Origin of the sequence: Micromonospora sp. NPDC018662 (genome assembly GCF_044391475.1) — a bacterium.
Taxonomy (GTDB): Bacteria; Actinomycetota; Actinomycetes; order Mycobacteriales; family Micromonosporaceae; genus Micromonospora.
In genome coordinates, this window is the sequence record NZ_JBISAC010000005.1 from 24,536 (window position 1) to 50,206 (window position 25,671).

Here is a 25,671-nt window from a genome sequence, read left to right on the forward strand (position 1 = left end):
TTGTCCGTCCGGCCGGCGGCCGGACGCCTGGCGCCCGGTCGCCGGCCAGGGTGGGCCCGGATCAAGGACCGGGACCAGGGAGGCCGTCGCTCCACAGGAGGACCGTGGAGAGGGCACGCGAGGTCGACCGCGCGAGGCGGTCGCCAGTTGACCAGTGTACGCGCCTTCTCCGCACCCCGGCCCCGGGGTGCTCGGTCGTCCTTGATCGTCTCCCGGGTCGCTGCCGACGCTCAGCGCGCGGCGAGCGCGGCGGCGACGAAGAGCACCAGGCCGACGGTCAGGTACGCGGTCGGCGGGCGGAGCCAGCCACGGCTGCCGTCGGCGAGCGCCAACCCACCGGTGCGCAGCCCGTACAGCCCGGCGCCGAAGATCGGCAGCCCGACCACCAGGAACGTGCCCACCACGACGTGCGAGGTGGAGACCGGATCACCCACCAGACCGTGCAGCAGCACCCGGAACGCCGGCACCTCCAGCACCAGCACCAGCGCCGCCAGCAGCACCGCCAACGCCGGCCGCCGGGTCCGGTAGACGCCGTCACCGGGCGGCGGCCCGTCCGGCCGGGGCACGACCGCCGGCATCGGGCCGGTCGGCATCTCCAGCGGGTTCACCGGCGCCGCCGGCTCCGCCGGGCCGGCCGGACGCTCACCGATCGTCAGCGACGTGGCCGCGCCCGGGCTCGGCCGGCCACCGACCGAGATCTGCGTGCCGCCGGCCGTGGCGGGCTCGCCCGACCGGCCGGTGTCCACGATCGGATAGCCGCCGAGCGGGCCGGGTCGGGCCGGGTCGGCGCTCCCGGCCGGGGCGTCCGCACCGAAACTTCCGAACGAGGCGGCACGGGCCGGATCGGCGCCCCCGGCGGCAGGGTCCGCCCCGAAACCCCCGAACGAGGCGGCACGGGCCGGATCGGCGCTCACGGCGGACGAGTCCGTCCCGAAACCCCCGAACGAGGTGGAACGGGTCGGGTCGGCGCCCCCGGCGAGAGCCTCGGCCCCGCGCGACCCGAGCGGATCCGGTGCCCCGCGCGACGCGGTGCCGAGCGCGTCGACGCCGCTGCGGGACACCGCGCCGAGCCGGTCGTCCCCGTGCCCGGCCGCCGACTCGCGGGCCGCCCGCCGCCCGGCGCGCCCCGGCAGCTCGCCGGAGACCTCCGGGTCGTCCGGTCGCTGCGACCGCCAACCACTCGTGTCGTCGACCAGCGGATCGGCGGCGGAATACCGGCCCGGGTCCGCGTACCGGCCCTCGCCCGCCCGCTGCTCCGGGGCGCGGTAGTCGTCGTCGCGGTAGCGCGGCTCGCCCGCGGCACGCCAGTCCGACTCGTACCCGCGGTCGCCCCACCGCGGTTCCTGCTGATCCTCGGGATAGCTCCGTCGTCCGTCCACGACGGGCACGGTATGCGACCGGCACCAGCCACGCCATTCGGGCCGGCCGGAGCGTCATCGCAGCTCACCACCGCAGCGCCCGGGTCGCCGCGCGATCACCAGGAGTGGCGTCGTGGACCGTTTCCGTAGCAGATCGGGGGCGAGATCGTGAGCCCGTCCACAAGCCCACCCTCGTCCACAGGCCGGTGGCGGCAGACCTGCGCGGCCGTGCCCGCCGGTCGCATCCTGACCGGCATGACGAACCGGAACCAGGCCGTCGGCGCCTACGGCGAACGGTGCGCGCTGCGGCACCTGATCGAGACCGGGCTGCGCCCGATCGCCCGCAACTGGCGCTGCCCCGACGGGGAGATCGACATCATCGCCTGGGAGGGTCCGGTCCTCGCCTTCTGCGAGGTGAAGACCCGGCGCACCGAGCGGTACGGCTCCCCCGCCGAGGCCGTGGTCCGGGCCAAGGCGCGTCGGCTGCGCGGCCTGGCCGTCCGCTGGCTCGCCGAAACCGGCACCACCGCCGACGAGGTCCGGTTCGACGTGCTCTCGGTCCGGCTGCCGGCCACCGGCCGCGCCCGCGTGGAGCACCTCCGAGGCGCGTTCTGACATGGGCTACGCCAAGGTCCTCAGCGTCGGGCTGGCCGGCGTGTCCGGGCAGCTGGTCGAGGTCGAGGCCGACCTCGCGCCCGGCCTGCCCGCGGTGATCATCTCCGGCCTGCCGGACACCGCGCTGCACGAGGCCCGGGACCGGGTCCGCGCCGCCATCGTCAACTCCGGTCAGAAGTGGCCCAACCGCCGGATCACGCTCAACCTGCTCCCGGCCACCCTGCCCAAGTACGGCTCCGCGTTCGACCTCGCCATCGCCGTGGCCGTGCTCGCCGGCTCCGGCGAACTACCGCCGGTCGCCCTCGAGGCCACCGTCATCCTCGGCGAGCTCGGTCTCGACGGCACCGTCCGCCCGGTCCGGGGCACCCTGCCCATGGTGGCCGCCGCCGCCCGGGCCGGATGCCCGCGCGTCGTGGTGCCCGCCGGCAACGCCGCGGAGGCCGCCGTCATCCCCGGCGTACTGGTGCACGGCGTCGACACGCTGCACCGGCTCGTCGCGCACGTCCGCGACGGCACGCCGCTGCTCGCCCCGCCGGCGCAGGCCCCGGCCGGCCCGCCCGCCGGCCCCGACCTCAGCGACGTCGCCGGGCAGCCCCTCGGTCGTCGGGCGCTCGAGATCGCCGCCGCCGGGGGCCACCACCTCGCCCTGCTCGGCCCGCCCGGAGCCGGCAAGACCATGCTCGCCGAGCGGCTGCCGTCGATCCTGCCGGAGCTGGACGACGACGCCGCCCTGGAGGTGACGGCGCTGCACTCGATCGCCGGCCTGCTGCCGCCCGGGGGCGGGCTGCTGCGTCGTCCACCCTTCCAGGCGCCGCACCACACCGCCACGGTGCCCGCGCTGGTCGGTGGCGGCTCCGGGCTGGCCCGGCCCGGCGCGGTGTCGCTGGCCCACCGGGGTGTGCTCTTCCTCGACGAGGCACCGGAGTTCAGCAAGGCCGCGCTGGAGGCGCTGCGTCAGCCGCTGGAGAGCGGGCGGGTCCGGGTCGCCCGCACCCGAGGCGCCACCGAATACCCGGCCCGTTCCCAACTGGTGCTGGCCGCCAACCCCTGCCCCTGCGCGAAGCCGTCCGGCGACGTCGACTGCGAGTGCGCCCCGCAGGCCCGGCGACGCTACCTCGGCCGGCTGTCGGGGCCGCTGCTCGACCGGGTCGACGTGCAGGTGCAACTGATGCCGGTACGCGCGGCGGAACTGTTGCAGACCGGCACGCCGCAGGAGTCGTCGGCGACCGTGGCCGCCCGGGTCATCAAGGCGCGCCGCGCCGCGGCCGACCGCTGGACGCCCACCGGGCACCGGGTGAACGCCGACGTACCCGGCCCGCACCTGCGCCGGCCACCGTGGCACCTGCCGGCCGGGGTCACCCGGGAGTTGCGTCGCCGCCTCGACACCGGGTCGCTGTCGGCGCGCGGCTACGACCGGGTCCTGCGGCTGTCGTGGACCATCGCCGACCTCGACGGGCGGGACCGGCCGGACGGTCACGACATCGGGGAGGCGATCCACCTCAGGACGGGAGAGGGCAGATGACCGCCGCTGACGACCGCAGACTGGCCCGGGTCGCGCTGACCTGGCTCGCCGAGCCGGGCACCCGGTCGGTCCACGACCTGGTCCGCCGGCACGGCCCGGTCGCCGCGCTCGACCTGCTCCTGGCCGGTGACGCGCCGGACCGTACGCTCCGGGCCGCCGTGCGGGCCCGGACGGCGGCCGCCGATGCCCGGGCGGTCGCGGCGGAGGCGCTGACGCGCGCCGAGCGGCTCGGCGCGCGGCTGGTCACCCCGGAGGACGACGAGTGGCCGTCGCGGGTGGCCGATCTCCGCAAGCTGGTGCTTCCGGACGCCACCCGACGGGTCGACGTGGAGACCGATCCCCCGCTCTGTTTCTGGGTCCGTGGCGGCTGGCCCCTCGGCGAGGCGCTGGAACGCTCGGTGGCCGTGGTCGGCGCGCGGGCGGCCACCCCCTACGGCTTGCACGTCGCCACGGAGCTGGGCTACGGGCTCGCCGACCGGGAGTGGACGGTCGTGTCCGGCGGGGCGTTCGGCATCGACTCCGCGGCGCACCGGGGGGCGTTGACCGCGGGCGGGCGCACCATAGCGGTGCTGGCCTGCGGGTTGGACCGCCCGTACCCGATGGGCAACGCCGCGCTGTTCGACCGGATCGCGGAGACCGGGCTGCTGGTGAGCGAGTGGATGCCGGGCGCCGAGCCGTTACGCCCACGGTTCCTCATCCGCAACCGGGTCATCGCCGCGGCGACCAACGGCACGGTGCTGGTCGAGGCGGCCGCCCGCAGTGGCGCCACCCAGACCCTCAACCGGGCGCTCGGCCTCCGGCGGCCCGCGATGGTGGTGCCGGGGCCGGTCACCTCGGCCATGTCGGTGGGCGGGCACCAGGCGCTCCGCGAGGAGCCATACTCCCGGCTGGTCACCGGCGTCGCACACGTGCTGGAGGAGGTGGGCCGGATCGGCGACGACCTGGCCCCACTCGCCCGTGCCGCCGAGCGCCCACGGGACCGGCTCGACGACGACGCGACCCAGGTGCTGGAGGCGCTGCCCCGCCGCCGGGCGATCGACGTGGAGAGCGTCGCGGCACGGGCCGGGGTGGACCTCCGCACCGCGATGCGCAAACTGTCCATGCTGGAGGAGCTGGCCATGGTGGTGCGCCGGGACGACGGCTACGCGCTCGCGTCGCCACCCGCGCGGCGGGCCACACCGCCCGCCGACGACACACCGGGGTCGTAGGCTGGACCGGTGATCGACGAACGCGGTCGCCGCCGGCGTGGGCACGCGCGTCGACGGCGGGCGGAGGTCTCCGGTGGCTGAGCGGAAGCGCGGGACGCGGGCCGCGCACGAGGAGCTGCCGGCGTCGATGCGGGCGGCGGTGGACGACTTCGCCGACCACCTGTCCCGGGTGCGCAACCGCTCCGCGCACACCGTCCGGGCGTACGTCACGGACGTGGTCTCGTTGCTGGATCACGCCGTGCGGATGGGCTGCGTCGACCTGCCCGGGATGGACCTCGCGGTGCTGCGCAGTTGGCTGGCCCGGCAGCGGACCATGGGGACCGCCCGGACGACGCTGGCCCGCCGGGCCGCCGCCGCCAGGACCTTCAGCGCCTGGGCGCACCGGGCCGGCCTGCTCACCGCCGACGTCGCCGCGCCGCTGGCCAGCCCCCGGGCCCAGCGGGCGCTGCCCACCGTCCTGCGCGCCGACCAGGCCGCCGCCCTGATGGACGCCCCGGCACAGGCCGCCGACCGGGACACAGGACTGCCCGCCGAGACCGAAGCCGAAGCCGGTGCCGGGGCCGGTCCGCCGGAGGCGGTGCTGCTGCGGGACCGGCTGCTGCTCGAACTGCTCTACGGCACCGGGGTGCGGATCAGCGAGGCGTGCGGGCTGGACGTCACGGACGTCGACCAGGCCCGCCGGGTGGTACGCGTGCTGGGCAAGGGCGGTCGCGAGCGGGCGGTGCCGTACGGGGTCCCGGCGCAGCGGGCGCTGGACGCGTGGCTCGACGCCGGCCGGTCGGCCCTGGTGACGCCGGGCTCGGGTGGCGCGCTGCTGCTCGGGGCCCGGGGCGGGCGACTGAACCCGACCACCGCCCGGCGGATCGTGGCCGGCTGGACCGCCGCGGCCGGCGTGCCGCGGGTGACGCCGCACGGGCTGCGCCACTCGGCCGCGACCCACCTGCTGGAAGGGGGCGCGGATCTGCGCGCCGTCCAGGAACTGCTCGGGCACTCGTCGCTGGCCAGCACCCAGATCTACACGCATGTCTCGGTCGAGCGGCTGCGGGCGGCCTACCGGCAGGCGCACCCGCGGGCCTGACGGAAGCGGCCGGAGATGATCCACGGCGGGCTACCATCGACGGATGACGGTGCCGCAGCCGCCCGAGCCGATTCCCGGGGCTCGGCTGCTCTTCTCCCTCGACCCGTCCGTCAGCCACCTCAACCACGGTTCGTTCGGTGCCGTGCCGATCGCCGTGCAGCGCGCCCAGCAGCGGCTGCGCGACGAGATGGAGGCCAACCCGCTGCGGTTCTTCAGCCAGGGCCTGGTCGACCGGATCACCCATGCCCGGCGGCACCTGGCCACCTTCCTCGGCGCCGATCCGGACGGCACCGCCCTGGTCGGCAACGCCACCGCCGGCGCGGCCGTGGTGTTGCAGTCGCTCGGGCTGGGCCCGGGCGACGAGGTGCTGACCACCGACCACGGGTACGGGGCGGTCGCGCTGTCGGTGGCCCGGGAGTGCGAGCGCACCGGGGCGGTGTCCCGAACCCTGCCGGTGCCGTTGACGGCCACCGACGAGGAGATCGTCGAGATCGTCCGGGCCGGGCTGCGCCCCGGGCGGACCCGGTTGCTGATCGTCGACCAGCTCACCTCGCCCACCGCCCGGCTGTTCCCGGCGGCGGCGCTCGTCGCGGTGGCGCGTGAGCGGGGTGTGCCGGTGCTGGTGGACGCCGCGCATGCGCCGGGCATGCTGCCGGCCTCGGTGGCCTCGGTCGGCGCCGACTTCTGGGTCGGCAACCTGCACAAGTGGGCGTACGCGCCGCGCGGCACCGCCGCGCTGGTGGTGGCGGAGCCGTGGCGGGAGCGCATCCAGCCACTCGTCGTCTCGTGGGAGCAGGGCAGTGGGTTCCCCACCCGGGTCGAGTGGCAGGCCACTCTCGACTACACCGGCTGGCTGGCCGCCCCGGTCGGCCTGTTCACGCTGCGCAGCCTCGGTGTGGACCGGGTGCGCGCGCACAACGCGGCGCTGGCCGCGTACGGACAACGGGTGGTCGGGGATGCGCTCGGGGTGGCGCCGGAGCGGCTGCCGGCGCCCGGCGGACCGGCGGTCGCCATGCGGCTCGTGCCGCTGCCGCCCGGTGTCGCGACGACCCTGGAGGCAGCCCGGGCGCTGCGGGCCCGGATCGCGGACCGGCTGGCCGCCGAGGTGTCGGTGGCCGGCTGGAACGGTCGGGGCTACCTGCGGTTGTGCGGCCAGGTCTACAACACGCCCGAGGAGTACGACCGGCTGGCCGTGCGGCTGCCCACGCTGCTCGCCCAGGGCTGAGCGTCCGCCCGGCCGGCCGTCGCCGGGTCGAGCGGGAGCAACCGGACCCGGCCCAGCCCGAGCAGGGCGAGCGGGTCCAGGTAGTCGGTGCCGCGGCGCAGGCCCCAGTGCAGGCAGGCCGCGACGGCGCAGCCGGGGTGCCCGGCGAGCAGGTCGCCGAGCGGGTCACCGGCGTCGACAGGGGTGCCGGCCGCGAGCCGGGAGCGGACCGGTTCGTAGGTGGTGCGCAGCCCGTCGCCGTGCCCGACGGTGATCACCGGCCGCCCGGCCACCGAGCCGGCGAAGAGGACCGTGCCGGCCCCGGCGGCGCGTACCTCGGCGTGTGGTGCGGCCACGAGGTCCACGCCCCGGTGCCCGGACAACCAGGGTTCCGGTGGCGGGTCGAACCGTCGCGCCACGCGGGGTGGGCCGGGTAGCGGCCACCGGAAGCGCGCCGCCGGATGAGTCCCCGGTGCCGCAGCCGGCGCCGGACCGGCCGGCGCCGGGCGGGGGGCCGGCTCGGCGGGCCGGACCGGCGTGAGGAGCAGCACCAGCAGCACGGCCGGGCCGGCGCGACCGATCGGGGTAGCCATGCCGCGCACTCTGCCCCCGCCCCCCGGCCTCCCGCCACCGCCCGCGGGCGACGCTGTGGACGGGCACCGGCTTGTGGACGACGCCCGAAACCGGGGGCGGATCTGCTATGGCCGGGCCGCCTATGCTGGCCGCGTGACGAAGGACTGGTACGCCTGGCACCGCGACTACGACCAGCCCGATTCCGCGCTGTCCCGGCGACTCGTCGAGGTGCGCCACCGGATCGCCGAGGCGCTGGACGCGGCGCCGCCCGGCCCGCTGCGCGCGATCAGCCTCTGCGCCGGTCAGGGGCGCGACCTGATCCCGGTGCTCGCCACCCATCCCCGTGGCCGGGACGTGACCGCCCGCCTGGTCGAGCTGGATCCGCGCAACACCGAGCCGGCCCGCCGGGCCGCCGCCGACGCGGGGCTGAACGGCGTGGAGGTGGTCACCGGCGACGCGTCCCTGACCGACCGCTACACCGACCTGGTCCCGGCGGATCTGGTGCTGGCCTGCGGCATCTTCGGCAACGTCGGCGACGACGACATCCGGTCGACGGTGCGGCACTGTGCCTCGCTCTGCGCCACCGGCGGCACCGTGTTGTGGACCCGGCACCGGCGGGAGCCGGACCTGGTGCCCGCCATCTGCGACTGGTTCGCCGAGGAGGGCTTCGTGCCGGTGGCGGTGAGCAGCCCGGCCGACGGGGTGGGCGTCGGCGCGCACCGCTTCACCGGGCCGCCCCGACCGCTGGCCCGGGGTGTGCGGATGTTCGAGTTCGTCGGCTACGACACGTTGGAGCAGCGATGACCACCGTGGACGACGTCAGCCGCCCGTCGCGGGTCGCCGGCCCGGACGAGGCGATCAGCACCGAGGAGCTTCAGCTCGCCGCGCGCAACCACGGCATCCCGCTGGAGGCGTTGCGGTACGACGTGACGCCGGCCGGCCTGCACTACCTGCTCATCCACTACGACATCCCGGACGTGGACGAGAGTGCGCACGCGTTGACCGTGTCCGGGGCGGTCGAGCGTCCGCTCCGGTGGGACGTGGCGGCGCTGCGGGAGCGGCCCTCGGTCACCCGGCAGGTCACGCTGGAGTGTGCCGGCAACGGCCGGGCGCTGCTGCGTCCGCGTCCGGTCAGCCAGCCCTGGCTGGTGGAGGCGGTGGGCAACGCCGAGTGGACGGGCACCCCGCTGGCTCCGCTGCTGCGCGAGGCCGGCCTGCCCGCCGACGCGGTGGACGTGGTGTTCACCGGCGCCGACCACGGGGTGGAGCGCGGCGTCGAGCAGGACTACCAGCGGTCACTGCCGGTGGCCGACGCGCTGCGCGAGGAGGTGCTGCTGGCGTACGAGATGAACGGCGCTCCGCTGCTGCCGCAGCACGGCGCCCCGCTGCGGCTGATCGTGCCCGGGTGGTACGGCATGGCGCACGTCAAGTGGCTGCGCGACATCCGCGTGTCGACCGAGCCGTTCGACGGTTACCAGAACGCGGTGGCCTACCGGCTGCGGACCGACGCCGACGATCCGGGCGTGCCGGTGACCCGGATCGAGCCGCGCGCGCTGGTGCGTCCGCCCGGGTTCCCGGATTTCATGACCCGCACCCGGGTGCTGCGCCCCGGCGCGTGCACGGTGGACGGTCGCGCCTGGTCGGGGCACGCGCCGGTGACGTCGGTCGAGGTGACGTTCGACGGCGGGGGCACCTGGACGCCGGCGGCCCTGGACGAGCCCACCGGGGGCGGGTGGGCGTGGCGCCGGTGGTCGGTGGCGTGGACGGCGACGCCGGGGCGGTACGTGCTGGGGGCACGGGCGACTGACGCGTCCGGGCGGACCCAGCCGGTCGAGCAGCCGTGGAACCGGGGTGGGTTCGCGAACAACCTGGTGCAGCGCGTCGAGGTGGTGGTGCCGGCGGAGTGATCACGCTCGGCCGGCGGGCGGTTGCGGCCCCCGGGGGGTCAGCCGCCGAAGCCGGAATCTGCGGGAAGCGAGATGTCGGGCTTTTCGAGCTCTTCCACATTGACGTCCTTGAACGTCATTACTCGGACGTTCTTGACGAAACGGGCAGGACGGTACATGTCCCACACCCACGCGTCGTGCATCTCGACCTCGAAGTAGACCTCGCCGTCGGAGTTGCGGACGTGCAGGTCCACCTGGTTCGCCAGGTAGAACCGGCGCTCGGTCTCCACCACGTAGGAGAACTGGCGGACAATGTCGCGGTACTCCCGGTAGAGCTGCAGCTCCATCTCGGTCTCGTACTTCTCGAGATCTTCCGCGCTCATCGCACTCCGCCTTCCATGACCACATCTTCCCCCACCGACGCCGGAGGTCGAGGCTGCTCGCCCAACGCCACGCCGACGGTACCCCGTGGCGCGCCGGAGTGCTCCATCGGCTCGTCCGGACGCCCGAAGAGCGCCGCCTCCGCCTCCCCGCCGGCCGGACGGCGGGCGCGGGGCGGCCGCCCGTCGCGCCCGGAGACGGCCGCCACGTTCACGTACGAGAAGCGGTGTTCCCGGCAGGGCCCCCGCTCCCGCAGCGCCGCGCTGTGCTCGGCGGTGATGTAGCCCTTGTGCTCGGCGAAGCCGTAGCCGGGGAAGCGCCCGTCCAGCTCCACCATGAGCCGGTCCCGGGTGACCTTGGCGAGCACGCTCGCCGCCGCGACGCAGGCGGCCACCCGGTCCCCCTTCCAGACCGCCAGCCCCGGCACGTCGAGCCCGTCCACCCCGAAGCCGTCGGTCAGCACGTAGTCCGGGCGGGTGTCGAGCGAGGCGAGCGCCCGGCGCATCGCGGCCAGGTTGCACACGTGCAGCCCCCGCGCGTCGACCTCCTCGGCCGGGATGATCACCACGGCGTACGCCAGGGCCCGTGCCACCACCTCGTGGTAGACCCGTTCGCGGGCCGCCGGGGTGAGCAGCTTCGAGTCGGCCAGCTCGTCGATCTCGCCGCGCCGGCCCTCGGGCAGCACCGCGGCGGCGGCGACCAGCGGCCCGGCGCAGGCGCCCCGGCCGGCCTCGTCGGCGCCCGCCACGTGCCGGAAGCCCCGCCGTTGCAGCGCCCGCTCCAACGCGTAGAGGCCACCGTCGCGACGCACCACAGTGCGCGGTGGGGTCAGCACCCGACGCTCCCGGTCAGCACCCGGCCGAGCCGGTCGGGCAGGTCCGGCGGGTAGTAGCGCTCGGTGGTGGCGGCCAGCTCGGTCACCGCCCACCAGCGGTGCCCGTGCACGCTGGCCCGCTCGATCTCGTCGAAGCCGGCGGTGTCGACCTCCCACCGGGGCACCCGGACGAGGAAGAACTCCTGCTCCTGGCGGTACCAGACGCCGTCGAACGGGAACTCGACGGTCTCGGACCAGACCGGCGCGCCCAGCTCGGCCGGGGTCAGCCGGAGGCCGGTCTCCTCGGCCAGCTCCCGCGCCGCGCCCTGGGCCGGGGTCTCGCCCGGATCGAGCCCGCCGCCGGGGGTGAACCAGTAGCGGTGCCCCGGCCGGGCCGGATCGCTGCCCTCGAACAGCAGCACCCGGTCGGCCGCGTCGACCAGCAGCACCCGGGCCGCGCGACGAGGGGTGTAGACGGTCACCGCACCAGCCTGCCAGACGCGTCCGACGAACGACCACGCACGTCGGTCAGGGGTTGGGGATGCCGTCGAACTGCTTGGGCACGGTGAGCCAGGTGGCCCGGTCGACCGGCCAGAAGATGGTGAAGGCCCGGCCGACGACCTCGCCCTCTCCGATGGTGGCCTCGGTGATGTCCTCACCGGACTGCTGCCAGTGCTCCAGCGAGTCGCCGGAGGCCTCCCGGTGGTCGCCCATCACCCACAGCCGACCCTTCGGCACGGTGACGTCGAAGTCCTGGTCGGCGGGCTTGTTGCCGGGGTAGACGAACGGCTCGTCGATCGGCTTGCCGTTGATGACCAGGCGTTCCTGGCCGCCGGTGCGGTCGCAGCAGACCACGTGGTCGCCGCCGACGCCGATCACCCGCTTGATGAAGTCCTCGCCGTTGGGGTTGCCGCTCCACTCGGTGGGCGCCTTGAAGACGATCACCTCGCCCCGGTGCGGCGAGCGGAAGTCGTAGACCAGCTTGTTGACCAGCACCCGATCGTCGATCTTGAGAGTGTTCTCCATGGACGGGGACGGGATGAAGAAGGTCTGCAGCACGAAGGCACGAACCAGCACTGCGACCAGGATCGCCACACCCAGGAGGATGGGCAGTTCCTTCCAGAAGGAGCTGCGCGGCTTTTCGGTCTGCTCGTCAATCACGGGAGGAGCCTACGTCCACCGGTGCGGCGCAGTCGCCCCGAACCCGGGAGAACGACCAGCGTGGCTGCGACCGGGAGGATCAGGACGACTCCCCCCACCGGGTCGGGATCGACCGGGACCGGTCGGGCCGGCGCGGCGTCCGCGCGCGGCAGGTCCGCGAAGGTCTTCGGTACGGGCAGGCTGGTCCACCGTTGCGACGGCCAGACGATCATGAAAGCCCGGCCGACCACGTTGTCGATCGGCACCGGCCCCTGGCAGCGGGCGTCCTGTGACACCAGCCGGTGGTCGCCCATCACGAAGATCTGCCCCGGCGGCACCACCACCTCGGTGAACTGCCGGGAGCGGCACTCCTTCGGGTTGGGCGGGAGGTCGACCGGGGAGTCCTCGGTGACGTAGGCCTGCTCCTCCAGCGGCGTGCCGTTGACCACGACCCGGCCCTTGTCGCAGCACCAGACCTTGTCGCCGGGCACCCCGATGACGCGCTTGATGAAGTCCTTCTCGCCGGGGCGGCTGACCCCGACGAGGTCGCCGAGCGTGCGGCCGACCTTGCCGGCGAGGTTGGTCGGCGGGGCGGGCGCCTCCTGGGCGACCCAGCGGTCGGTGCCGCGGAACACCACGACCTCGCCGCGGATCGGGTCGCGCATGTCGTAGACGACCTTGTTGACCAGCACCCGGTCGCCGATGAGCAGCGTGTTCTCCATCGACCCGGACGGGATGAAGAAGGCCTGGAGCAGGAACGTGCGGATCAGCACCGCGAGGCAGAACGCCACCACGAGCAGCAGCGGCAACTCCTGCCAGAGCGGCATCTGCCGCCGGGAACGCCGGGCCCGCCGGCGCCAGGGATCGGCGGTGCCGTCCTCGTCAAGCATCTGCACCATGCCACTCTCCGGTTCGCCGCGGAAACGACACTACCGCCCGGGAGTCTCCTCGAAGACCCCACGGGCGGCAGTGGACCGCTTCGCGCCGTCCGGCTGCGCCCGTATCGACCAGGGTAATGCGATCTGGTCGATACGACATCCGCGCAGCTCGGGCGGCGTGGCGAACAGTGGTTCAGTTCGCCGGCTGCTTCTCCCGCAGCTCCTTGATCTTGGCCTTCTTGCCGCGCAGCTCGCGCAGGTAGTAGAGCTTGGCGCGCCGCACGTCACCGCGGGTCACGATCTCGATCCGGTCGATGCCCGGGCTGTTCAGCGGGTAGGTCCGCTCCACGCCGACACCGAAGCTGATCTTGCGGACCGAGAAGGTCTCGCGCAGGCCGTCACCCTGGCGACGGATGACCACGCCCTGGAAGATCTGGACCCGGGACCGGCTGCCCTCGACGACCCGCGCGTGCACCTTGACGGTGTCACCGGCACGGAAGTCGGGCAGGTCGGCGCGCTTCGACTGGGCGTCAAGGGCGTCCAGGATGTTCATCGCTGCGTCCTCGTGAGGCTCACGGCGCATCGTCAGTCGATGCGCGAACGGGTGATTCTGACCCCCGGGTGATGGCCGGCGACGCCGACCCCGGTCGAGGGTCCTCGCAGCCCCCCACGGCGTGGGCGGATGCGGCAACCCCCCTACTTTGCCACATGCTCCGGCGGCGCGGAAAACCCACCCCGGTCCAGCGCCGCCCGGTCCCGCCGGTCCAGGCTCTCCGGGGGCAGCGCGCCGACCAGGTCGGGGCGGCGGGCCGCGGTGCGCCGCAACGCCTCGTCGCGTCGCCAGCGGGCGATCCGGGCGTGGTCGCCGGAGCGGAGCACCTCCGGCACGTCGAGGTCACGCCAGCTCGCCGGCTTCGTGTAGAGCGGGGCCTCCAGCAGCCCGTGCGCGTGCGACTCCTCGTCCAGCGAGCCGGCGTTGCCGAGCACCCCGGGCAGCAGCCGGGTGACCGCCTCCAGGATGACCAGCACGGCCACCTCGCCGCCGAAGAGCACGTAGTCGCCGAGCGAGACCTCGGTCACCGGCATCCGGGTCGTCGCGTGGTCGAGCACCCGCTGGTCGATGCCCTCGTACCGGCCGCACGCGAAGAGGAGGTGCGACTCGGTGGCCAGCTCGTGCGCCATCGCCTGGGTGAACGGGACGCCGGCCGGCGACGGGACGAGCAGCCGGGGCAGCGTGTGGCCGTCCGGGCTCAGCTCGTCGGGGGCCAGCGCGTCCAGCGCCTCACCCCACGGCTCCGGCCGCATCACCATGCCGGGGCCGCCGCCGTAGGGCGTGTCGTCCACCGTGCGGTGCACGTCGTGGGTCCAGGTCCGCAGATCGTGTACGGCCAGCCGCAGCAGCCCGCTCGCCCGGGCCTTGCCGATCAACGACAGGTCCAGCGGGGCGAAGTACTCCGGGAAGATCGACACGATGTCGACGCGCATGCGGTGGCTCCAGCTAGAGGTCGAGCAAACCGCCGGGCAGGTCGACGACGACGCGACCGCCGGCGAGATCCACCTCGGGCACGATCGCCTTGACGAACGGAACGAGTACGGGAGTTCCCGCCGGGCGCCGCACCACCAACAGGTCGGAGGCGGGGGCGTGGTCGATGCGGTCCACCTCGCCGAGCTGCTCCCCGTCCCGGGTGACCACGGCGAGCCCGACCAACTGGTGGTCGTGGAACTCCTCCGGGTCCGCCGGCTCGGCGACGTCGGCGCTGTCCACGCCGACCAGCGTGTTGCGCAGCGCCTCGGCGACGTCGCGACCCAGGACGCCGGCGAACACGACCAGCAGGCGGCCCTGGTGCCAGCGCGCCGACTCGACGGTCAGCGTCGGCGGCACCCGCCAGGCGCCGGGCTCGGCCGGCACCACCCCCGGCTCGGTAACCAGTACCGAACCGGGGGCGAACCGTGCTTCGGGCTCATCGGTCCGCACCTCCACGGTGACCTCACCACGGATGCCGTGCGGTTTGCCGATCCGGCCGACGACGAGAAGCATCAGTACGAGTCGACGATGTCGACGCGTACCCCACGTCCGCCGATGGAGCCGATCACCTGGCGCAGCGCCTTGGCGGTCCGTCCGGACCGCCCGATCACCGTGCCGAGATCCTCCGGGTGCACGCGGACCTCGAGCCGCTTGCCCCGACGGGAATCGACCATCCGCACCCGGACGTCGTCCGGGTGGTCGACGATCCCCTTGACCAGGTGCTCCAGGGCGGGACGCAGCGCCATGTCAGGCCTGCTCGCCGGACTCGGCGCCGGTCTGCGCCTCGGCCTTCGGCTCCTCCGCCTTCGGCGCCTCGGCCTCGGGCTTCGCGGCCTCCGTCTTCGGGGCCCCCGCCTTGGCGGCCTTCTTGGCCGGCTTGGTGGGGGTGTCCGCCACGCCGGCGGCGGCCTTCGCCTCGGCCTCGTACGCCGCCTTGCGGTCGGCCCGCTCCGGGGCGACCTTCAGCGGCGGCGGGGCCGGCAGGCCCTTGAACTTCTGCCAGTCACCGGTCAGCTCCAGCAGGCGCTGCACGGCCTCGCTCGGCTGCGCGCCGACGGAGAGCCAGTACTGGACCCGCTCCGACCGGACCTCGATCACCGAAGGGTCCTCCTTCGGCTGGTACACACCGACGAACTCGATCGCGCGACCGTCACGCTTGGTGCGCGAGTCGGCGACGACGATGCGGTACTGCGGGTTGCGGATCTTGCCCATCCGCAGGAGCCGGATCTTTACGGCCACAGTTGTTTCGCTCCTGTTGCGATCTCACCGGCCCGTACGGGCGGTGTGGCGGGTGAGCGCCGACCGGCACAGTGGGGTTTGGGCCGGAGACTGCTCGGTGAACTGGCGACGCGCCCGGGTTAGAGGGCGCCTGACGCGTGCCGGATACCAGCGGTCCATTCTGCCAGATCCGGCCCGGAGCGCTCGCACCGGACCCGGGCCGAGCGCTGCCTATCGACCCGACGGTGACGAAGGACACCCGGTCAGCGCACCGGCGGACGGTCCCAGCCGGGTGGCAGCTCGTCCGGAACGTCCCATTCCGCGGGCGGCGTGAAGTCGTGCCACGTCCCGTCGAACGGGAACTCGCCCGCCTCGGCGATCCGGATCACCCGTTCCCCCTCGGCGCGCACCGCCTTCTCGTCGGTCACCCAGTAGTGCTCCGGGAAGGCGAGCCGCTCGGCGAACTCGTCCTCGTCCTTCCACTCCCAGGTCAGGTCCGGGTGGATCACCACGTCGAGGTCCTGGTCCACCATGTCGACCCCGGCCACCGCGCCGTCGTCCCAGCGGACCCCGGACTCCTCCAGGTTGACGTACCAGTTCTGGAACCGGCCCCGCTCGTCGGAGAACCACCACACGGAGTGGTCGGCGCCGGCGGGCAGGAACTTCAGCACCGGCGGGCCGTTCCACCGGCCGCGCGCCAGCCGGTACGACGACGTGATCCACTCGGCGAACGGCACCGCGCGCATGTTCAGGCCGGCGGCGGTCACCTCGTGTGCCACCGGCGCGTCGCGGGGCACCCAGAGCAGCAGGCCCCGCTCGTCGTCGGCGACCACGCGGGCCGTCCGTACCCACCCGATCCGTCCGTGCCGCACGTTGCGGTGCAGGACCAGCCGCCCCGGTTCGAACCGCACGCTCACCCTCCCCGGCTCGTTAAGCGGGGCCCCCGCCTCTACCGAATGCGTTAAGCGGGGGCCCCTCCTTACACCTCAGTAGGCGCGGGCGAGGATGGCCACCAGGTCGGGCTCGTCCTCGGTGTCGGGCACCGAACCGTCGGCGCGGAGCAGGCAGCGCACCGTGACGCCCTGCGCGTTCGCCTCCGCCTCACCGGGCACGCCGACCGCCGACCACGGCACCATGGCCCAGCCGGTCGCGGACGCCTCGATCGCCTCGGCCAGCGTCGACACCTCGACGGTGCGCGAGCGGCGGAACTCCAGCGCCTGGTCGTGCAGCGCCCGCTGGTCGGCCTCCAGCGCGGCAAGCACCGCGCCGACCACGTCGGCCACCGGCGTGGGGGCCTTCGAGCCGTCCGTACGCCGGACCACCACCGCGTTGCCGGCGGCCAGGTCACGCGGGCCGACCTCGACGCGGACCGGGTAGCCGCGCAGCTCGGCGTCGACGGCGCGGCGGCCGAACGCGGTGTCGGTGCGGTCGTCCAGCGCCACCCGGACCCCGGCGTCGCGCAGCGCGTCGCGCAGCTTGGCCGCCGCCTCGCCGACGCCCTCGCCGTCCTTGACGACCATCACGTACGCCTGGACCGGCGCCAGCTTCGGCGGCACCCGCAGCCCGTTGTCGTCGCCGTGGCACATGATCAGACCGCCGAGCATCCGGGTCGAGGTGCCCCAGGAGGTGGTCCAGGCGTGCTCCCGGCCGCCCTCGGCCGACGAGTAGCTGATGTCGAACGCCTTGGCGAAGTTCTGGCCCAGCTCGTGGCTGGTGCCCAGCTGGAGCGCCTTGCCGTCGCCCATCATGCCCTCGCACGTGTACGTGGCGGTGGCGCCGGCGAAGCGCTCCCGGGCGGTCTTCAGGCCGACCACCACCGGGATGCCCAGCACGTTGACCATCAGATCCTCGTACGCCTCGTGCAGGATGCGCCGGGCGTAGGCCCGGGCGTCCTCCCGGGTGGCGTGCGCGGTGTGCCCCTCCTGCCAGAGGAACTCGCTGGTGCGCAGGAAGATCCGGGGCCGCAGCTCCCAGCGGACCACGTTCGCCCACTGGTTGAGCAGCAGCGGCAGGTCCCGGTACGAGTCGATCCACTTGGCCATGAACTCGCCGATCACCGTCTCGCTGGTGGGACGCACCACCACCGGCTCGGCGAGCTGCTTGCCACCACCGTGGGTGACCACTGCGAGCTCCGGCGAGAAGCCCTCGACGTGCTCCGCCTCGCGCTTGAGGTAGCTCTCCGGGATGAAGAGCGGGAAGTACGCGTTCTCCGCGCCGGCCGCCTTGATCCGGGCGTCCATCTCGGCCTGCATCCGCTCCCAGATGGCGTAGCCGGCCGGTCGGATGACCATGGTGCCCCGAACCGGGCCGTTGTCGGCCAGCTTCGCCTTGGCGATCAGGTCCTGGTACCAGCGGGGAAAGTCCTCCGCACGGGGAGTGAGCACGCGTGCCATGACCGCACATCCTATGCGCCGCGTGGGCCGCCGCTGCGCCGGGGAGCCGGCCCGCGCCGTGTCGCCCCGACGACCCGTAGACTTCGACGGCGATGGGTGAGGCACGGGACGCGATCGTGGAGGCCGCCCGGGCGCAGACCGTGGCCTGCGGCTGGGACGGCGTACGGATGGGCGCGGTCGCGCGCGCCGCCGGCGTCAGCCGGCAGACGGTCTACAACGAGTTCGGCACCAAGGCCGGCCTGGCCGAGGCGCTGGCCCGACGCGAGGTGGACCGCTTCGTCGGCGAGGTCCGGGCCGCGCTCGGCGAGCACGGCGCCGACGTGCGCGCGGCCGCGTACGCGGCGATCCGCCGGACGCTCGCCGCAGCCGCCGACAATCCGCTGGTCAAGGCGATCCTGACCAGCGCGCGGGGCGGCTCGGACGAGCTGCTGCCCTACCTGACGACCCGCTCCGAGCTGGTGCTCACCGAGTCGACCGCGGCGCTGCTGGAGTGGGCCGGGTGCCACCTGCCCGACGCCGACCCGGCGGCCCTGGCGTTCGCGGCGGACAGCGTCGTGCGCCTGGTGGTGAGCCACATCGTGCTGCCCGGGGCGCCGGTGGACGAGACCGCCGGCAAGCTGGCCGACCTGGCCGTGAACCTCTTCCTGTCCGCCACCACCCCACACTGACCCACCCCCACCCCCACCCCACCCACCCCCGCGCCACGCCACCCCCACGCCGCGCCGCGCCGCGCCGGGCCACGCCCACCCCCGCGCCGGGCCCTAATTCACGGAAAGCGTGGCCATTCGATGCGAAATGAGCACTCTTTCCGTGAAACAGCAGCCACGCCGACGGGCGGGCGGACGGACGGGGGGACGGGGGGACGGGGGGAACGGGGCGGACGCGCGCTGGCGGATGGGGCGTCAGCGGATCACGCGACCCCGCAGCACGATCCGGCGGGGCGACCGGACGACGCGCAGGTCGCAGCGCGGGTCCTCGGGATAGACCACCAGGTCGGCGAGGCCGCCCTCGACCAGGCCGGGGAAGCCGAGCCACTCCCGGGCCCGCCAGGAGGCGGCGGCCAGCACGTCCTCGGCGGACATGCCGGCCTGCTCGTGCAGCAGCAGCATCTCCTCGGCCGCGAGCCCGTGGTCGATGCCGCCGCCCGCGTCGGTGCCCACGTAGATCGGCACGCCGGCCTCGTGCGCGGCGCGCACCACCTCGGGGAAGCGGTCGCGCAGGGCGAGCATGTGGTCGGCGTACCCGGGGAACTTGGGTCGGGCCTGCTCCGCGATGTGGCCGAACGTCCGGATGTTGATCATCGTGGGGACCAGCGCGGTGCCCTGCCGGGCCATCAGGTCGATCAGGTCGAGGCTCAGCCCGGTGCCGTGCTCCACCGAGTCCACCCCGGCCCGCACCATGATCTCCACTGCCGACTCGGCGAACGTGTGCACCGCGGCGCGTACCCCGGCGGCGTGCGCGGCGGCGACCGCAGCGGTCATCGTGTCGGCGTCCCAGGCCGGCGCCAGGTCGCCCACGCCCCTGTCGATCCAGTCGCCGACCAGCTTGACCCAGCCGTTGCCGGCGGCGGCCTGCGCCGCCACTGTCGCGGCCACCTCCGTGGCGTCGACCTCGACGCCGATGTCGCGCAGGTAGCGCTTCGGCGGCGCGACGTGCCGGCCGGCGCGGGCCAGTCGCGGCAGCTCCGGCTCATCCTCCAACTCGGGGTACGGGTAGGGCGAGCCGGCGTCGCGGATCGCCAGCACGCCGGCGTCCCGGTCGATCCGGGCCAACTCCCGGGCCTGGTCGAGCGAGGTGATCGGCGCGCCGCCGCGGGCGATGCCGATGTGGCAGTGCGCGTCGGTCAGGCCCGGCAGCACGAAGCCGCCGTCGGCCACCGTCTCCGCGCCGGGCACCGGTTCGAAGGTGACCCGGTCGCCGACCAGCCAGACATCCCGGACCTCGTCGTCGGGAAGGAACACACCGCGCACATGCAGAGCCATGTGCTCAGTCCTACCCGATCACGCGTCCTCGCCGGCCAGCAGGTCGTTGCGGCGCGCGGTCAGCGCCGGCAGGTCGACCGAGACCTTCCACGGACGCTCGGTGACGAACAGGTCCTCGGTCTGGCCGACCTGTTCGTAGTCGCCGGTGGCACCGAGCACGTGCTCGGTCAGCGTGATCTTCTCCTTGATCGGGTCGAGCACCCAGTAGGAGCGGACACCCGCGCGGGCGTAGACCTTGGCCTTGTCGTACATGTCGCGGAAGGTGGACGTCGGTGAGATGACCTCGACGGCGAGCAGCGCGTCCTCGACCGGCAGCGGGCTTCGGTTGGCGTTACCCCGCAGCACCGCGACGACGTCCGGCCGGGGCTCGTTCCGATGGTCGACCCGCATCGACAGGTCTATCCCGACCTGGTACTCCTTCGGGCAGTTGACGCGAAGCGCGAGCAGCAACTCGACACACATGTCCTGGTGCAACAGGGTGGGCGACGGCACGATCAACCTTCCGTTGATCAGTTCGTACGGAAGGTCCTTGGGCAGGTCGCCCAGGTCGTCGACCGTCCACTCGTGCCGCTCCGGCAGGATCGGGGCCGCGGTCATTGACATCTCCTTCCACGGGGGCGACATCACCCTAGGAGAGGATGACGTCGCCCACCGTCACCGACACGCGTCAGCGTGGGCCCTTGTCCCCGCCCTTGCCCAGCTTGTTGAAGTCGATCTTCGGCAGCTTGAAGCCCGGGGGCAGGCCCTGGCCGCCGGCCAGGTCACCCGGGTCCAGGCCCGGCGGGAGCTGCGGCATGCCGCCGGGGAAGCCGCCCGGCATCCCGGCACCGGTACGCGGCCGACCGCCGCCGCCCTTCGTGCCCTTGCGCTTGTTCTTCGGCGACTTGGTCGCCTTGCGCCGGCCACCGCCGGGCAGGCCCATCATGCCGCCCATCTGCTTCATCATCTTCTGCGCGTCGGCGAAGCGGTTGAGCAGCTGGTTGACGTCCATCACGGTGACGCCGGAACCGCCGGCGATGCGGGCCCGACGGGAGCCGTTGATGATCTTCGGGTTGGTGCGCTCGGCCGGCGTCATCGACCGGATGATCGCGGTGACGCGGTCGAAGTGCTTGTCGTCCAGCTCGGCGATCTGGTCCTTCATCTGCCCCATGCCGGGCATCATGGCCAGCACGTTGGCGATCGGTCCCATCCGCCGGACCGCGATGAGCTGATCGAGGAAGTCCTCCAGCGTGAAGGTCTCCCCGCCCATCAGCTTGGCGGTCATCTTCTCCTTCTGATCGGAGTCGAAGGCCGCCTCGGCCTGCTCGATCAGCGTGAGGACGTCGCCCATGCCGAGGATGCGGCTGGCCATCCGGTCGGGGTGGAAGACGTCGAAGTCCTCCAGCTTCTCGCCGGTGGAGGCGAACAGGATCGGCTGGCCGGTGACCTCCCGGACGGAGAGCGCGGCGCCACCGCGGGCGTCACCGTCGAGCTTGGAGAGGACCACGCCGGTGATGCCGACGCCGTCGCGGAACGCCTCGGCGGTGCGGACCGCGTCCTGGCCGACCATGGCGTCGATGACGAAGATGACCTCGTCCGGCTGGACCGCGTCGCGGATGTCGGCGGCCTGCCGCATCATCTCCGCGTCGATGCCGAGCCGGCCGGCGGTGTCCACGATGACGATGTCGCGGGCGGCGCGCCGGGCGTGCTCGATCGAGTCGCGGGCCACCTGCACCGGGTCGCCGACGCCGTTGCCGGGCGCCGGGGCGTACACCTCGACGCCGGCCCGACCGCCGAGCACCTGGAGCTGCCCGACGGCGTTCGGGCGCTGGAGGTCGGCGGCGACCAGCAGCGGCTGGTGGCCCTGGCCCTTGAGCCAGCGGGCCAGCTTGCCGGCGAGCGTGGTCTTGCCGGAGCCCTGGAGGCCGGCCAGCATGATCACCGTCGGCGGGTTCTTGGCGAACTGGAGCCGACGCCCCTCGCCACCGAGGACGTTGATCAGCTCCTCGTTGACGATCTTGATGATCTGCTGGGCCGGGTTGAGCGCCTCGGAGACCTCGGACCCGCGGGCCCGCTCCTTGACGTTCGCGATGAAGCCCTTGACCACCGGCAGGGCGACGTCGGCCTCCAGCAACGCCATCCGGATCTCGCGGGCGGTGGCGTCGATGTCGGCGTCGGTGAGCCGGCCCTTGCCACGGAGCTTGGTGAAGATCCCGGACAGGCGGTCACTCAAGGTGTCAAACACGCGAACATCCCGTTTGTCGTCATCGGCGGGCACAGTGCGGCCGGGCCGGCTGTCCAGCCCACCGTTAGGGTAGCCCGCCGCCCGCACCCCCGCTCCGACCCGGCCGCAGGGTCAGGAGACGACCAGGCCCGACTGGTACGCGAAGACCACCAACTGGGCGCGGTCCCGGGCGCCCAGCTTCACCATGGCCCGGCTGACGTGGGTACGCGCGGTCGCCGGGCTGACCACCAACCGCTCGGCGATCTCGGCGTTGCTCAGCCCCTCGCCGACCAGCCCCACCACCTCACGTTCCCGGTCGGTCAGCGCGTCGAGCCGGGGATGCGGGCGCGGCACCCGGACCGGTCGGGTGGCGAACTCCCGGACCACCCGGCGGGTCACCGACGGGGACAGCAGCGCCTCGCCCTCGGCGACCAGGCGGATCGCCCGCAGCAGCTCCACCGGGCGGGTGTCCTTGGTGAGGAAGCCGCTGGCGCCGTGCCGGAGCGCGTCGAAGACGTACTCGTCCAGCTCGAACGTGGTCAGCACCACCACCCGGGTGCCCGCCAGCGCCGGGTCGCCGACGATGCGGCGGGTGGCCTCGATGCCGTCCACACCGGGCATCCGCACGTCCATCAGCACCACGTCCGGGCGTTCCCGGCGGGCCACCGCCACGGCGGCGAGCCCGTCCGCGGCCTCCCCGACGACGGTCAGGTCGTCCTCGCTCTCCACCAGCGCGCGCAGGCCGATCCGGACCAGGTCCTGGTCGTCGGCGAGCAGCACCCGGATCATGTGACCTCCCGCGTGGGCAGCATGGCGTGCACCCGGAAACCGCCGGACGCGGCCGGCCCGGCGTCGAACGTACCGCCGAGCGCGGTGACCCGTTCGCGCATGCCGGCCAGGCCGGAGCCGGTGGGTCGGTCCGCCGGGGCGGGCCGGCCCCGGCCGGTGTCGGTGACCTCGACGGTGACCGCCCCCGGCGCGTACCCGACGCGGACCGCGGCGGTGGCCGCACCGGCGTGGCGCAGCACGTTGGTCAGCGCCTCCTGCGCCACCCGGTAGGCGGCCAGGTCCACCGCCACCGGCAGCGGGCGCGGATCGCCGGTGGTCTCGACGGTGACCGGCACCCCGGCGCCGGCCAGCCGCTCCCGCAGGTGCCCGAGCTGCGCCAGCCCCGGCACCGGCGTGCGCTCGTCGGTCACCTCCTCACGGCGGACCACGGTGAGCGTGACCCGCAACTCGTCGAGCGCCTCCTTGCTGGTCCGGCTGATCGCGGTGAGCGCCGCCTCGGCCTGCTCGGGCCGGCGGGCCAGCAGGTGCAGCGCGACCTCGGCCTGGAGGTGGATCGCGGCGAGCCCGTGGCCCACCACGTCGTGCACCTCCCGGGCCACCCGCAGCCGCTCCGCGTCGGCCAACCTTCGCGCCTCGTCGGTCCGGCTCCGGGCGGCGGCCTCCCGGCTCAGCCGCACGGCGACCCCGACCGCGAACGGCACCACCACCCAGGCGGCGACCGGCATCAGACCGACCGGGCCGGGCGGGCGCACGCCGACGAAGACGTAACCCACGAGCGCCGCCAACGTGACCGCGCCGGCCACCGCCGCGGTCCGGACCGGCCGGTGCGCGGCCACCGCGTAGACCGCGACGAAGAAGGACAGCAGGATCGGGCCGTACGGCTGGCCGAGCATCAGGTACGCGGTGGCCGCGGCCGCGACCACGGTCAGGGCGGGCAGCGGAAAGCGTCGGCGCACCGCCACCGCGAGCGCCGCCACCACCACCAGCGGGTAGGCGACCGGCCCGGCGTGCACACCCTGGTTCAGGCCGGCCGGCGCGGTCCCGGCCAGCCCGATCGCCAGCAGCGCCAGGGCGAGCAGCCCGTCCAGGAGCCACCGCCGCCGGTCACCGCGCCCGCGCTCCACGTCCACTCCCCGTCCCCGCTCAGCCGATGTCCCGTCGGCGCAGCAGCGCCGCGCCGACCACCGCGAAACCCACCAGGTACGCGGACACCACCACCGCCGCCTGCCCGCCGCCGACGGTGGCCGCCACCCCCGGGGTGTCCCCGGGCGCGCCCAGCGCCGCCGCCAGCGCCCCGGCGTTCGGCCCCGGCAGCCCCCGCTGGGCGGTCGCCACCCAGTCGACCAGCGGGGCGGCGATCGCGGCGAGCAGGTTCTGCACCGCGAGCATCCACACCAGACCCAGGCCGACCGGCAACGCCACCGCACGCAACGCGACCGCGAGCACGGCACCGAGCATCGCCCACATCGTCGCGACGAGCCACCCCGCGCCGACGCCGGTGAGCAGGTCACCGGCCGACGGCCAGCGCACCGGCTGCGCCTCGGCGGACGCGATGAGCACGGCGGCCACCGCACCGACCGCGAACACGGCGAGCACCACGGCCAGCGCGGCGAGCGCGAGGGCGAGCAGCTTGCCGGCGTACACCTCGAGCCGGGTGGGCCCCTGGGTGAGCACGGTCTTCCAGGTGCCCCAGCCGTACTCGCCGCCCACCGTGAGCACGCCGAGGATCAGCAGGATCGCGCCGAGGAAGACCGGCAGTCCGCCGAGCGAGTTGCCGACCAGGTGGTCGGGGAACAGGGCGGGCAGCGCCCGGTCCGTGTTCGGGCCGTCCGCGCCACCGGCCGCCCCGGCGTACGGGAAGAGGTAGGTGAAGATCAGCGACAGCGCCAGCGTGATGGCCAGCAGCAGCCAGGCGGCCGGCCGCCGGACCAGCTTGACCAGTTCGGCGCGGAAACTACGCGACATCGGCAGTTCCTCTCTCCACCAGGTCGAAGAAGACCTGCTCCAGGTCCCGCTCCCGGGGCCGCAGCTCGCGCACGGCGAGCCCGGCGCGGACCAGCTCGGCGTTCAGCCAGGCCGCCCGCTCCGGCTCGACCGCCAGTTCCAGCCCGCCGTCGACGACGCGGACCCGGTCCGCACCGACGAGGTCCCGGACGCGGCTCGCCGCCTCGTCCAGCGGGTCGGCGAGCAGCCGCAACCCGGCCGCGCCGCGCAGCTCGTCGACGCCGCCCTCGGCCACCAGCGCGCCGCGGGCGATCACCCCGACCCGGTCGCAGACCTGCTCGACCTCGCCGAGCAGGTGACTGGAGACCAGCACCGTCGACCCGGCCGCGCCGAGTCGCCGGATCAGCGTCCGCATGTCCGCCATGCCGGCCGGGTCGAGGCCGTTCGTGGGCTCGTCCAGGATCAGCAGGCGCGGGTCCTTCAGCAGCGCGGCGGCCACCCCGAGCCGCTGCTTCATGCCCAGCGAGTAGCCGGCGTACCGGTCGCCCGCCCGGTCGGCGAGGTCGACCAGGTCGAGCACCGCCGCGACCCGGTCCGCGCCGACCCCGGCGTAGCGGGCCAGCACCCGCAGGTTGTCCCGGCCGGACAGGTACGGGTAGAACGCCGGCCCCTCGATCAGCGCGCCGACGCCGGTGAGCCGTCCGGCCCCGGGCGTGCGGCCGAGCAGCCGCACCGTGCCGGCGCTGGGCCGGACCAGGCCGAGCAGCATGCGCAGCGTGGTGGTCTTGCCGGCGCCGTTGGGGCCGAGGAAGCCGTACACCTCGCCGGCCCGCACGGTCAGGTCGAGATTCCGTACGGCGGTCAGGCCGCCGTACCGTTTGGTGAGCCCTTCGGTCTGCACTGGCAGGTTCATGCCCCCGAGCGTCCCGCCGCCCGGCCCCCGGCACGTCGTCCCGTCGG

At 74.2% G+C, this 25,671-nt stretch carries 29 protein-coding genes; 8 read left to right on the forward strand and 21 right to left on the reverse strand.

The features are described 5' to 3' along the window. Nucleotides 1–230: 230 nt before the first annotated feature. Nucleotides 231–1,388 carry a hypothetical protein gene (locus ACH495_RS16640; protein ID WP_396858609.1) on the reverse strand — a complete coding sequence of 386 codons (1,158 nt, stop codon included), beginning with the start codon at nucleotides 1,386–1,388 and terminating at the stop codon, nucleotides 231–233. Nucleotides 1,389–1,613: 225 nt separating this feature from the next. On the opposite strand from ACH495_RS16640, the gene ACH495_RS16645 reads away from it, so the two are divergent. The 5 genes from ACH495_RS16645 to ACH495_RS16665 all read left to right on the forward strand — a co-directional run bounded on the left by ACH495_RS16645 (nucleotide 1,614) and on the right by ACH495_RS16665 (nucleotide 7,006). After that, nucleotides 1,614–1,973 carry a YraN family protein gene (locus ACH495_RS16645; protein WP_396858610.1) on the forward strand — a complete coding sequence of 120 codons (360 nt, stop codon included), beginning with the start codon at nucleotides 1,614–1,616 and terminating at the stop codon, nucleotides 1,971–1,973. Nucleotide 1,974: 1 nt separating this feature from the next. Then, nucleotides 1,975–3,495 (forward strand): YifB family Mg chelatase-like AAA ATPase, encoded by a 1,521-nt coding sequence (locus ACH495_RS16650; RefSeq protein ID WP_396858611.1) that lies wholly within the window; start codon nucleotides 1,975–1,977, stop codon nucleotides 3,493–3,495. Then, complete coding sequence (locus ACH495_RS16655) at nucleotides 3,492–4,703, forward strand: DNA-processing protein DprA (protein ID WP_396858612.1); 1,212 nt, start codon at nucleotides 3,492–3,494, stop codon at nucleotides 4,701–4,703. Before ACH495_RS16650 ends, ACH495_RS16655 begins: the two co-directional genes overlap by 4 nt. A 127-nt stretch (nucleotides 4,704–4,830) precedes the next feature. Further along, the gene (locus tag ACH495_RS16660) at nucleotides 4,831–5,781 is read left to right on the forward strand and encodes a tyrosine recombinase XerC (RefSeq protein ID WP_396858994.1); all 951 of its coding nucleotides are present in this window, start codon (nucleotides 4,831–4,833) and stop codon (nucleotides 5,779–5,781) included. Nucleotides 5,782–5,824: 43 nt separating this feature from the next. Further along, on the forward strand, nucleotides 5,825–7,006 hold the full coding sequence (locus ACH495_RS16665) for an aminotransferase class V-fold PLP-dependent enzyme (RefSeq protein WP_396858613.1): 1,182 nt from the start codon (nucleotides 5,825–5,827) through the stop codon (nucleotides 7,004–7,006). On the opposite strand, the gene ACH495_RS16670 is transcribed toward ACH495_RS16665, so the two are convergent. Then, nucleotides 6,940–7,578: a M23 family metallopeptidase gene (locus tag ACH495_RS16670; RefSeq protein WP_396858614.1), complete on the reverse strand. Its 639-nt coding sequence runs from the start codon at nucleotides 7,576–7,578 to the stop codon at nucleotides 6,940–6,942. The two genes, ACH495_RS16665 and ACH495_RS16670, sit on opposite strands and share 67 nt — an antisense overlap. Before the next feature lie 133 nt (nucleotides 7,579–7,711). Between ACH495_RS16670 and ACH495_RS16675 the strand changes: the two genes are divergently transcribed. Further along, entirely contained in the window at nucleotides 7,712–8,362 is a 651-nt protein-coding gene (locus ACH495_RS16675; RefSeq protein WP_396858615.1) for an SAM-dependent methyltransferase, read from the forward strand. Beyond that, nucleotides 8,359–9,465, forward strand: coding sequence for a sulfite oxidase (locus ACH495_RS16680; RefSeq protein ID WP_396858616.1), 1,107 nt, complete (start codon nucleotides 8,359–8,361; stop codon nucleotides 9,463–9,465). Before ACH495_RS16675 ends, ACH495_RS16680 begins: the two co-directional genes overlap by 4 nt. 38 nt (nucleotides 9,466–9,503) lie before the next feature. On the opposite strand, the gene ACH495_RS16685 is transcribed toward ACH495_RS16680, so the two are convergent. The 12 genes from ACH495_RS16685 to proS all read right to left on the reverse strand — a co-directional run bounded on the left by ACH495_RS16685 (nucleotide 9,504) and on the right by proS (nucleotide 17,793). After that, on the reverse strand, nucleotides 9,504–9,827 hold the full coding sequence (locus ACH495_RS16685; RefSeq protein WP_007075222.1) for a DUF2469 domain-containing protein: 324 nt from the start codon (nucleotides 9,825–9,827) through the stop codon (nucleotides 9,504–9,506). After that, complete coding sequence (locus ACH495_RS16690; protein WP_396858617.1) at nucleotides 9,824–10,660, reverse strand: ribonuclease HII; 837 nt, start codon at nucleotides 10,658–10,660, stop codon at nucleotides 9,824–9,826. Before ACH495_RS16690 ends, ACH495_RS16685 begins: the two co-directional genes overlap by 4 nt. Next, a complete protein-coding gene (locus tag ACH495_RS16695; protein ID WP_396858618.1) occupies nucleotides 10,654–11,121 on the reverse strand; it encodes an NUDIX hydrolase in 468 nt (155 codons plus the stop codon). Before ACH495_RS16695 ends, ACH495_RS16690 begins: the two co-directional genes overlap by 7 nt. A 46-nt stretch (nucleotides 11,122–11,167) precedes the next feature. After that, complete coding sequence (lepB, locus tag ACH495_RS16700) at nucleotides 11,168–11,800, reverse strand: signal peptidase I (protein WP_396858619.1); 633 nt, start codon at nucleotides 11,798–11,800, stop codon at nucleotides 11,168–11,170. After that, the gene (gene lepB / locus ACH495_RS16705; protein WP_396858620.1) at nucleotides 11,797–12,678 is read right to left on the reverse strand and encodes a signal peptidase I; all 882 of its coding nucleotides are present in this window, start codon (nucleotides 12,676–12,678) and stop codon (nucleotides 11,797–11,799) included. Before lepB (ACH495_RS16705) ends, lepB (ACH495_RS16700) begins: the two co-directional genes overlap by 4 nt. Before the next feature lie 172 nt (nucleotides 12,679–12,850). Continuing rightward, on the reverse strand, nucleotides 12,851–13,210 hold the full coding sequence (gene rplS / locus ACH495_RS16710; protein WP_091064199.1) for a 50S ribosomal protein L19: 360 nt from the start codon (nucleotides 13,208–13,210) through the stop codon (nucleotides 12,851–12,853). 143 nt (nucleotides 13,211–13,353) lie between these two features. Continuing rightward, nucleotides 13,354–14,142 (reverse strand): tRNA (guanosine(37)-N1)-methyltransferase TrmD, encoded by a 789-nt coding sequence (trmD, locus tag ACH495_RS16715; RefSeq protein WP_396858621.1) that lies wholly within the window; start codon nucleotides 14,140–14,142, stop codon nucleotides 13,354–13,356. A 13-nt stretch (nucleotides 14,143–14,155) separates the two neighbouring features. After that, nucleotides 14,156–14,695, reverse strand: a complete 540-nt coding sequence (gene rimM / locus ACH495_RS16720; protein ID WP_396858622.1) for a ribosome maturation factor RimM — start codon at nucleotides 14,693–14,695, stop codon at nucleotides 14,156–14,158. Continuing rightward, nucleotides 14,695–14,928: an RNA-binding protein gene (locus tag ACH495_RS16725; RefSeq protein ID WP_013732101.1), complete on the reverse strand. Its 234-nt coding sequence runs from the start codon at nucleotides 14,926–14,928 to the stop codon at nucleotides 14,695–14,697. The genes rimM and ACH495_RS16725 overlap by 1 nt, the downstream gene beginning before the upstream one ends. 1 nt (nucleotide 14,929) lies before the next feature. Beyond that, a complete protein-coding gene (rpsP, locus tag ACH495_RS16730; protein WP_396858623.1) occupies nucleotides 14,930–15,421 on the reverse strand; it encodes a 30S ribosomal protein S16 in 492 nt (163 codons plus the stop codon). Between the two features lie 242 nt (nucleotides 15,422–15,663). Next, nucleotides 15,664–16,311, reverse strand: a complete 648-nt coding sequence (locus tag ACH495_RS16735) for a DUF402 domain-containing protein (RefSeq protein WP_396858624.1) — start codon at nucleotides 16,309–16,311, stop codon at nucleotides 15,664–15,666. A gap of 75 nt (nucleotides 16,312–16,386) precedes the next feature. Next, nucleotides 16,387–17,793: a proline--tRNA ligase gene (gene proS, locus ACH495_RS16740; protein WP_396858625.1), complete on the reverse strand. Its 1,407-nt coding sequence runs from the start codon at nucleotides 17,791–17,793 to the stop codon at nucleotides 16,387–16,389. A 92-nt stretch (nucleotides 17,794–17,885) separates the two neighbouring features. Here proS and ACH495_RS16745 point away from each other — a divergent pair, with 92 nt between their 5' ends. After that, complete coding sequence (locus tag ACH495_RS16745) at nucleotides 17,886–18,461, forward strand: TetR family transcriptional regulator (protein ID WP_396858626.1); 576 nt, start codon at nucleotides 17,886–17,888, stop codon at nucleotides 18,459–18,461. A 234-nt stretch (nucleotides 18,462–18,695) separates the two neighbouring features. Here the strand turns inward: ACH495_RS16745 and ACH495_RS16750 are convergent, their stop codons facing one another. From ACH495_RS16750 to ACH495_RS16780, 7 genes are all read right to left on the reverse strand, one after another. Further along, nucleotides 18,696–19,775, reverse strand: a complete 1,080-nt coding sequence (locus tag ACH495_RS16750) for an amidohydrolase family protein (protein ID WP_396858627.1) — start codon at nucleotides 19,773–19,775, stop codon at nucleotides 18,696–18,698. Nucleotides 19,776–19,793: 18 nt separating this feature from the next. Next, nucleotides 19,794–20,372: a Uma2 family endonuclease gene (locus tag ACH495_RS16755; RefSeq protein ID WP_396858628.1), complete on the reverse strand. Its 579-nt coding sequence runs from the start codon at nucleotides 20,370–20,372 to the stop codon at nucleotides 19,794–19,796. 70 nt (nucleotides 20,373–20,442) lie between these two features. Continuing rightward, complete coding sequence (gene ffh / locus ACH495_RS16760) at nucleotides 20,443–21,999, reverse strand: signal recognition particle protein (protein WP_396858629.1); 1,557 nt, start codon at nucleotides 21,997–21,999, stop codon at nucleotides 20,443–20,445. Nucleotides 22,000–22,110: 111 nt separating this feature from the next. After that, nucleotides 22,111–22,767: a response regulator gene (locus ACH495_RS16765; RefSeq protein ID WP_396858630.1), complete on the reverse strand. Its 657-nt coding sequence runs from the start codon at nucleotides 22,765–22,767 to the stop codon at nucleotides 22,111–22,113. Then, the gene (locus ACH495_RS16770) at nucleotides 22,764–23,891 is read right to left on the reverse strand and encodes a sensor histidine kinase (protein WP_396858631.1); all 1,128 of its coding nucleotides are present in this window, start codon (nucleotides 23,889–23,891) and stop codon (nucleotides 22,764–22,766) included. Before ACH495_RS16770 ends, ACH495_RS16765 begins: the two co-directional genes overlap by 4 nt. A 19-nt stretch (nucleotides 23,892–23,910) precedes the next feature. Next, nucleotides 23,911–24,732 (reverse strand): ABC transporter permease, encoded by an 822-nt coding sequence (locus ACH495_RS16775; protein WP_396858632.1) that lies wholly within the window; start codon nucleotides 24,730–24,732, stop codon nucleotides 23,911–23,913. After that, complete coding sequence (locus ACH495_RS16780; RefSeq protein WP_396858633.1) at nucleotides 24,722–25,624, reverse strand: ABC transporter ATP-binding protein; 903 nt, start codon at nucleotides 25,622–25,624, stop codon at nucleotides 24,722–24,724. The genes ACH495_RS16775 and ACH495_RS16780 overlap by 11 nt, the downstream gene beginning before the upstream one ends. Between the last annotated feature and the right edge of the window lie 47 nt (nucleotides 25,625–25,671).